At 66.3% G+C, this 7,478-nt stretch carries 4 protein-coding genes; 1 reads left to right on the forward strand and 3 read right to left on the reverse strand.

What is annotated here, in order from left to right; all coding sequences use genetic code 11:
- Positions 1-2: 2 nt before the first annotated feature.
- Both hemDX and hemC read right to left on the reverse strand, forming a co-directional pair.
- A complete protein-coding gene (gene hemDX / locus FFS45_RS37820; RefSeq protein ID WP_137959749.1) occupies positions 3-2,012 on the reverse strand; it encodes a fused uroporphyrinogen-III synthase HemD/membrane protein HemX in 2,010 nt (669 codons plus the stop codon).
- Positions 2,012-2,995, reverse strand: a complete 984-nt coding sequence (gene hemC, locus FFS45_RS37825; RefSeq protein WP_137959746.1) for a hydroxymethylbilane synthase — start codon at positions 2,993-2,995, stop codon at positions 2,012-2,014. The genes hemDX and hemC overlap by 1 nt, the downstream gene beginning before the upstream one ends.
- A gap of 411 nt (positions 2,996-3,406) precedes the next feature.
- Between hemC and ppc the strand changes: the two genes are divergently transcribed.
- Positions 3,407-6,559, forward strand: a complete 3,153-nt coding sequence (gene ppc, locus FFS45_RS37830; protein ID WP_137959747.1) for a phosphoenolpyruvate carboxylase — start codon at positions 3,407-3,409, stop codon at positions 6,557-6,559.
- 26 nt (positions 6,560-6,585) lie between these two features.
- Here ppc and FFS45_RS37835 read toward each other — a convergent pair whose 3' ends face one another.
- Positions 6,586-7,338 carry a class I SAM-dependent methyltransferase gene (locus FFS45_RS37835; RefSeq protein ID WP_137959748.1) on the reverse strand — a complete coding sequence of 251 codons (753 nt, stop codon included), beginning with the start codon at positions 7,336-7,338 and terminating at the stop codon, positions 6,586-6,588.
- Positions 7,339-7,478: the final 140 nt, after the last annotated feature.

Below are 7,478 nucleotides of genomic sequence, written 5' to 3' on the forward strand. Positions count from 1 at the left end.
GATTAACCCCGGCTTCGGTATTGATTGACGGCCTGCAGGCTCGTATTCAGGTTCGGCACTTCCACCGCCGCCGAACCGGTATCCACGTCCTTGACGAGTTCGCGCACGGTTTGCGTGCGTTTGGATGCGTTGTCGAAGTAGCGGGCGAGCGCCGCGTCGGCCGCGTGCAGGTCGGACTTCAGCGTGGTCTGGTTACGCGCGAGCAGCGCGAGACGCGCCGACAGCAAACGCAGCTTCAGATTCTCCCGCAGGAAGTAGCCCTGATCCGGGGTGACCAGCATCGCATCGGCATTGTCGATGCGGCGCACCTGCACGAGGCTCGTCAACTGCTGGCCGATGCCGGTGGAAAACTCCTGCCACCACACCTTCCAGCGCGGCTCGCCGGTGGCTGCGGCAACCTTGGCGGTATCGGCAGGCGGCGTGGCATGCGGTACGGTGTGGGCGATCAGCGCTTCGCCGTCGAGCGGCAGCGAATCGACCTGATCGATTGCATTGTCGAGCTTGATGGCGAGCCCGGTGAGATCGGTCGACGGCGCGGACTTCAGCTTGTCGATATCCTGCGCAATCGCCTTGCGCACCGCCACCGCCTGCGCGCTATCGGACGCCGCGAGGCGCGTGTCGGCGCTTTGCAGCGCGAACAGCGCGAGCTGCGTGTTGCCCGTCAGTTGCAACTGCTGGCTCGCGCTCGAAAGCATCTGCCCCACTTCGGCGAGCGTCCAGTCGTCGCGATTGCGCGCGAGGTCCGCGTACTGCTGCTGCAGCGCCTGCTCGGTTTGCTGCGCGTCGGCCAGCTTGCCTTCGAGCTGCGACATCTGCGAATCGATATCGTGCACCGTCGCCACGGCCTGATCGGTCCGCACGCGCAGTTCGGCGGTTTGCGCATCGTTGGCCTGCTGACGTTGCGTCAACTGCTGATCGAGACGGATCACCTTGCGATTGAGCGCGATGCCGCCCGCCGTGGCAGCACAGGCAACGATCACGACGACCAACCACAGCAGCGGTCCGCCCGCACTGCGGCGCTGTTGCGCTTCGTAGGGCGTGAAGGGGGGATTGGGCGGCAACGCAGCGGTTGCAGCCGGCTGGGGTGAAGCGTTCGTGGATGCGTTCGTTTCAGTCATGCGTGAGTGAGCCGGGTTGGTCGGTACCGGTTGAACAACGGGAGGTACGGCTAGAAGCAAGGTATGGGCAATGCGCTCATCGCCCGCACCGGACACCGTAATGCTATCAAAACCCAGTCCCCGCGCGGTCTGCGCGATACGTGGGTGCGGCGCGACGAGCGTGGCGTGCTTCAGTTGCGCAATTTCGTCCGCGTTCAGATGCTCGCGCGCAAGTTCATCCAGGTTGCGCACGGCTTCAGAACTGGTGACGAGCCATGCATGCGGCTCGCCTGCCAGCAGTTCGTGCACGCGCGTCCAGGCGCCGATAGACGGCTCCGGCACAAGCCGCCGGTAGGCCGCCACGGCCTCCACTTCGACGCCCGCTTCGCGCAGGCGATCGGCCAGCCACTCACGGCCGCCGTCACCGCGCACGATCAGCACGCGCTTGCCTGCGAGCGAGGCCACGTCGAGCGAGGCGTCGATCGCGGCGAACAGGCCCTCGGAGTCGAAGCGCGCCGACTCGTCGTCCACCCCGGTTGACGGGCTGATCACGCGATACGCCGGCACGTCGACGCCGTGACGCGCCAACGCCGCCACGCTGCCCGGCCCCACCACGCCGACCGGCAGCGCATGCGGCCAGATCGAGCCGAACTGGCCGAAGGCGTGGTCGATCGCGTTGGGCGAGACGAACACCACCAGCGCGTAACGCTCAAGCGCGCCGAGGGCCGAGCGCAACGGGCCCGGATCCTCGGCCGGTGCGATATCGATCAGCGGAAACTCAAGCGTGGCAATGCCGGCAGCGGCGAGCTGCGTCGCGAGCGGGGCCGCCTGTCCCGCTGGACGCGTGATGACAACCGTATACCGCGCCTTGCCCGGCGGGTTGAGGGATGAGTTGACGCCGGCCTGCTCTGCCATCACGCGTCAGTCGCCGGGCCGCTCGCCGTGCTGAGGGCACGGACGATTTCAAGGGCACCCTGGCTTTCGAGTGCATGCGCCACCTCGCGGCCCAGTTGCAGCGCGCGTTCGACAGTCGGCGCCGGGGCCGAAGCCTGGGCGCTCAAGACCTGCTGGCCGTCGGGCGTCGCGACCATACCGCGCAGATGCAGCGCGCCGTCGTGCCACGTGGCATACGCCGCGAGCGGCACTTCGCAACTGCCGCCGAGCGCGCGAGAGACCATCCGTTCAGCCTCGACCGCCGCAGCGGTATGTTCATGATGCAGCGGCGCGAGCCATGCCGCGAGTTCAGGCCGCCCGGCGCGAATCTCGATGCCAAGCGCGCCCTGCCCTGCAGCCGGCAAGCTGTCTTCGGGGTCGAGCAGGCTGCGGATGCGCTCGCCCAGACCGAGGCGTTTCAGGCCCGCAGCGGCCAGAATGATGGCCGCATAATCGCCGCGGTCGAGCTTGGCGAGACGCGTATCGAGGTTGCCGCGCAACGGTTGCACGACAAGCTGCGGATAGCGCATGCGCAGCATCGCCTCGCGGCGCAGGCTGGAGGTGCCGACCACGCTGCCCGCGGGGAGTGCCGCGAGCGAGTCGTACGCGTTCGAAACGAATGCATCGCGCGGGTCTTCGCGCTCCATGATGGTGGACAGCTCGAAACCGGGCGGCAGCTCCATCGGCACATCTTTGAGCGAATGCACGGCGAGATCGGCACGGCCATCGGCCAGCGCGCTCTCCAGCTCCTTCACAAACAGACCCTTGCCGCCGACCTTCGATAAGGTGCGATCGAGAATTTGATCGCCACGTGTCGTCATCCCGAGGATTTTTACGTCGCAAGATGGATATAATTTGTGCAGCGCACATCGCACGTGCTCTGCCTGCCACATCGCGAGGCGGCTTTCCCGCGAAGCGATGACCAGGGTAGAGGGCGGTGGCGCCGAAAGCGTCTCGGAGTTCATTGCAAGGTCACTGGATGACGGGGGTAATAACAAACAATGTTAGCACGCGCCCTTGCCTCGCCTTAGTGGCCCGATAGCGGTCCTATAGCGGTCCGATGGCCGCACTGGCGCGCCGCTGCTGGAGGAGACGGGCCCGCTTCCGGGTTCAGCGCCGGCCTCAGGCCATCGCTATGCCGCCGTTCGCGCACGATCGTTCGCGCGCTGGAAGGCGTCATGCGGGATGATGCAACGCGGTGCGCCGTGTAACAGCACCAAGGGCCGTTCCTCTCCCGCGTGCGCCCTGCAGCGTTTATTGCCGCTCTCGCAGTGACCGAAGTTTCCGCAGTTCCGAAGTTCATCGCAGTTCATGCGTAGTTCGTGTAGTAGCAGTTCATCTCTCAATAGACCCTGGCTTCCCTGAGGAAACCCATCGTGACGTCTTCCGGATCGGCGCGCCCTGCCCGCCGCAACACTGCATCGCTCAACGGTTCTGCGGGTGCGCCCGTAGTCGCTCCTACCGCACCGGCCACGTCCAGCGCCCTGTCCAAACGCGACGCCGACCGCCCCGCCAAGGCTGCACAAGCCGTGAAAGCGGGCAAGTCCACCAAGGCCGGGAAGGCCGATAAAGCCGCCAGCCAGACGCAAGCCGTGAAAGCCGGCAAGACACCGAAGACCCAGCCCGACGCGAGCAAGCCGGCCAGCAACGGCACAGCCGCCACGCTCCTGCATGAGGTGTCGAAAGACGCGCCGGCGCCCGCGCCGAAGGCCGGCAGCCGCACGCGCGAAGACAAGGACCAGCCGCTCTTCCAGGACATCCGCTATCTGGGCCGCCTGCTCGGCGACGTGGTGCGCGAGCAGGAAGGCGACGCCGTGTTCGACGTGGTCGAGACAATTCGTCAGACGGCCGTGCGCTTTCGCCGCGAAGACGACAGCAGCGCCGCGCAGACGCTCGACAAGAAGCTGCGTTCGTTGAGCCCCGAGCAGACCGTGAGCGTGGTGCGGGCGTTCAGCTATTTTTCGCATCTGGCGAACATCGCTGAAGACCGCCACCGCAACCGCCGCCACCGGATTCACGCGCTGGCCGGTTCGGCTTCGCAGGCCGGCACGATCGCCCATGCGCTGGAACGGCTGATGGAGGCCAACGCGGCCGCCACGCCGGTCCTGCAGCAGTTCTTCAACGACGCGCTGATCGTCCCGGTGCTGACGGCCCACCCCACGGAAGTGCAGCGCAAGAGCATTCTGGATGCGCAGCACGACATCGCGCGGCTGCTTGCCGAGCGCGACCAGCCGCTGACCGAGCGCGAGCGCGCCCACAACGAGGCCATGCTGCGGGCCCGCGTCACCTCGCTGTGGCAAACGCGGATGCTGCGCGACTCGCGCCTGACCGTGGCCGACGAGATCGAGAATGCGCTGTCGTACTACCGCGCCACCTTCCTCGAAGAAATCCCGGCCATGTATGCCGACATCGAAGCCGCGCTCGCCGAGCATGGTCTCGATGCCCGCCTGCCGGCGTTCTTCCAGATGGGGAGCTGGATTGGCGGCGACCGCGACGGCAATCCGAACGTCACGGCCGCCACGCTCGAAGAAGCCATCACGCGCCAGGCCGCGGTGATCTTCGAGCATTACCTGGAGCAGGTGCACAAGCTCGGCGCCGAGCTATCGGTGTCGAACCTGCTGACAGGCGCGAGCGATGCGCTGAAGGAACTGGCGGCGGCCTCGCCGGACCAGTCGCCGCACCGCGTCGACGAACCGTACCGCCGCGCGCTGATCGGCATCTACACGCGCCTTGCGGCAAGCTCGCGGGTGCGTCTGGGCGAAGGCGCGGTGCCGTTGCGCAGCGCCGGCCGCGGCGCGGCTCCGGTACGGGCGCAGCCCTACGAGGACGCCGACGCGTTCGTGCGCGACCTGCACGTGCTGATCGATTCGCTCGCCGAGCACCACGGCGCCTCGCTGGCGAGCCCGCGTCTGTCGCCGCTCGCACGCGCTGCCGAAGTGTTTGGCTTCCACCTTGCCAGCATCGACTTGCGGCAAAGCTCGGACATCCACGAAGCGGTAATCGCCGAATTGCTCAAGCGCGCCGGCGTGGAAGCCGACTACGCGGCGCTGCCCGAAGCCGACAAACTGCGCGTGCTGCTAACCGAACTCGCGCAGCCGCGCCTGTTGCGCTCTGCATATCTCGAGTACTCGGATCTGGTGAAGAGCGAGCTGGGCGTGCTCGAAGCCGCCCGGGTGACGCGCGAAAAGTTCGGCCCGCGCGCCGTGCGCAATTACATCATCTCGCACACCGAAACCGTCAGCGACCTGGTGGAAGTGATGCTGCTGCAAAAGGAAACCGGGCTGCTGCAAGGTCTCCTCGGCGACCCGCATAACCCGGCCAAGGCCGGCCTGATGGTGATCCCGCTGTTCGAGACGATCCCCGACCTGCAAAACGCGCCGCACATCATGCGCGACCTGATCGCGCTGCCGGGCGTCGATTCGCTGATCGAGCATCAAGGCGGCGAGCAGGAAGTCATGCTCGGCTATTCGGACAGCAACAAGGACGGCGGCTTCCTGACCTCGAACTGGGAGCTGTACCGCGCCGAACTGGCGCTGGTGTCGCTCTTCAACGAACGCGGTGTGACGCTGCGGCTGTTCCATGGCCGCGGAGGCACAGTGGGGCGCGGCGGCGGCCCGACCTATCAGGCCATCCTGTCGCAACCGCCGGGCACCGTGGACGGCCAGATTCGCCTGACCGAACAGGGCGAAGTGATTGCCAGCAAGTTCGGCAATCCCGAAATCGGCCGGCGCAATCTCGAGACCGTGGTTGCCGCCACGCTCGAAGCCTCGCTGCTGCCGCACAGCCACTCGCCCGCGCAGTTGCCGGCCTTCGAAGAGACCATGCAGCAATTGTCCGACGCCGCGATGGTGTCGTACCGCGCGCTGGTCTACGAAACGCCGGGCTTCAAGGAGTATTTCTTCGAGTCGACGCCGATTTCGGAGATCGCCGAACTGAACATCGGCAGCCGTCCGGCCTCGCGCAAGCTGCAGGATCCGAAGCAGCGCAAGATCGAAGATCTGCGGGCGATTCCCTGGGGCTTCTCGTGGGGCCAGTGCCGCCTGCTGCTGACCGGCTGGTATGGCTTCGGCAGCGCCGTGGCCGCCCATCTGGACAGCGCGCCTTCGGACGCCGAGCGCACGCGCCGCCTCGCGCTGCTCAAGAAGATGCACAAGACCTGGCCGTTCTTCTCGAACCTGCTGTCGAACATGGACATGGTGCTGGCAAAGACCGACCTGGCGGTGGCCTCGCGCTACGCGGCGCTCGTGAGCGACAAGAAGCTGCGCAAGCACGTGTTCGAGCGCATCGTGGCGGAGTGGGAACGCACGTCGAAAGTGCTGTCCGAGATCACCGGCAAGAGCGAGCGGCTCGCGGACAATCCGCTGCTGGCGCGCTCGATCAAGAACCGCTTCCCGTATCTCGATCCGCTCAATCACTTGCAGGTGGAACTGCTCAAGCGCCACCGCGCCGGCGATACCAACGCCCGGTTGCGGCGCGGGATTCACCTGACGATCAACGGGATTGCGGCGGGTCTGCGCAATACCGGTTGAGGCAGGTGTGACAGCGAGGACGCGCCTCAGTTCGCCTCGATCATCAACGCATCGAGCTTGAACGAGCCGTCCTCCTGCACGTCGAAATACTGACGCACTTCATCGGGCGCGCTCGTCCACAGCGAGCGGATCGCCACCACGCGCGGCTCCGGCGTGCGCATGCGCGCCACCCACGAGGCGAACTCGATCGGCAGGCGCCAGCGTTCGCGGATCGTCGCCCTGAAGCCTGCTGCGGTGAAATAGGCCAGCCACTCGTCGGCGCGGTAGTCGCGGATATGCGAGGCATCGCGCAGCACTTCGACCGCCTGGATATGCGTGTCGAGCAGCGGATGATCGATACCGGCGATATCGATGAACAACACCCGGCCGCCCGGCTTCAGCACACGACGCACTTCGGCGAGCGCCTTCGGCACATCGTGCCAGTGGTGCGCGCTCATCCGGCTGATGACCCAATCGAACGACGCGTCGTCGAACGGCAGGGTTTCCGCCGCCCCCTGCTGGGTGCGGATGTTGTCGAGACCCCGCTCTTTGGCGGCCGCGGCGACCGTAGCGAGCATCTGCGGGGCGATGTCGTAGGCCACCACGGCGTGCGCATGCTGGGCGGCGGCGAAGCTCGCGTGACCCGCGCCGCATCCCATGTCGAGCACCGTCGCACCGGGAGTGGCTGCGATCGACGACGCCAGCGTTTGCAGATCGGCGCCGGTGGCGTGCACGTGACTCGTCAAATACGACGCAGCAGTCGAGCCGAAGGCGTCGGCGACCTGATCGTGATGCTTCATAAGAGGCTCCCTTACTCGTGGTAGTGAGGATGGAACGGGCATTCGGATCACTCGGGGACCACAACGCAGCGCGCATGCGCCGTTCCAGCCGCTACAATAGAGCCCGTCCTGTACCAGTACAAGTTAAGCAATTATTCTGG

The organism is Burkholderia sp. 4M9327F10, from assembly GCF_005503145.1.
In the GTDB taxonomy this organism is placed as follows: domain Bacteria; phylum Pseudomonadota; class Gammaproteobacteria; order Burkholderiales; family Burkholderiaceae; genus Paraburkholderia.

Excerpts from the sequence above, each read along its gene's own strand:
- hemDX (WP_137959749.1), bottom strand. The coding sequence starts at position 2,012 with ATGGCAGAGCAGGCCGGCGTCAACTCATCCCTCAACCCGCCGGGCAAG.
- hemC (WP_137959746.1), bottom strand. The coding sequence starts at position 2,995 with ATGAACTCCGAGACGCTTTCGGCGCCACCGCCCTCTACCCTGGTCATC.
- FFS45_RS37835 (WP_137959748.1), bottom strand. The coding sequence starts at position 7,338 with ATGAAGCATCACGATCAGGTCGCCGACGCCTTCGGCTCGACTGCTGCG.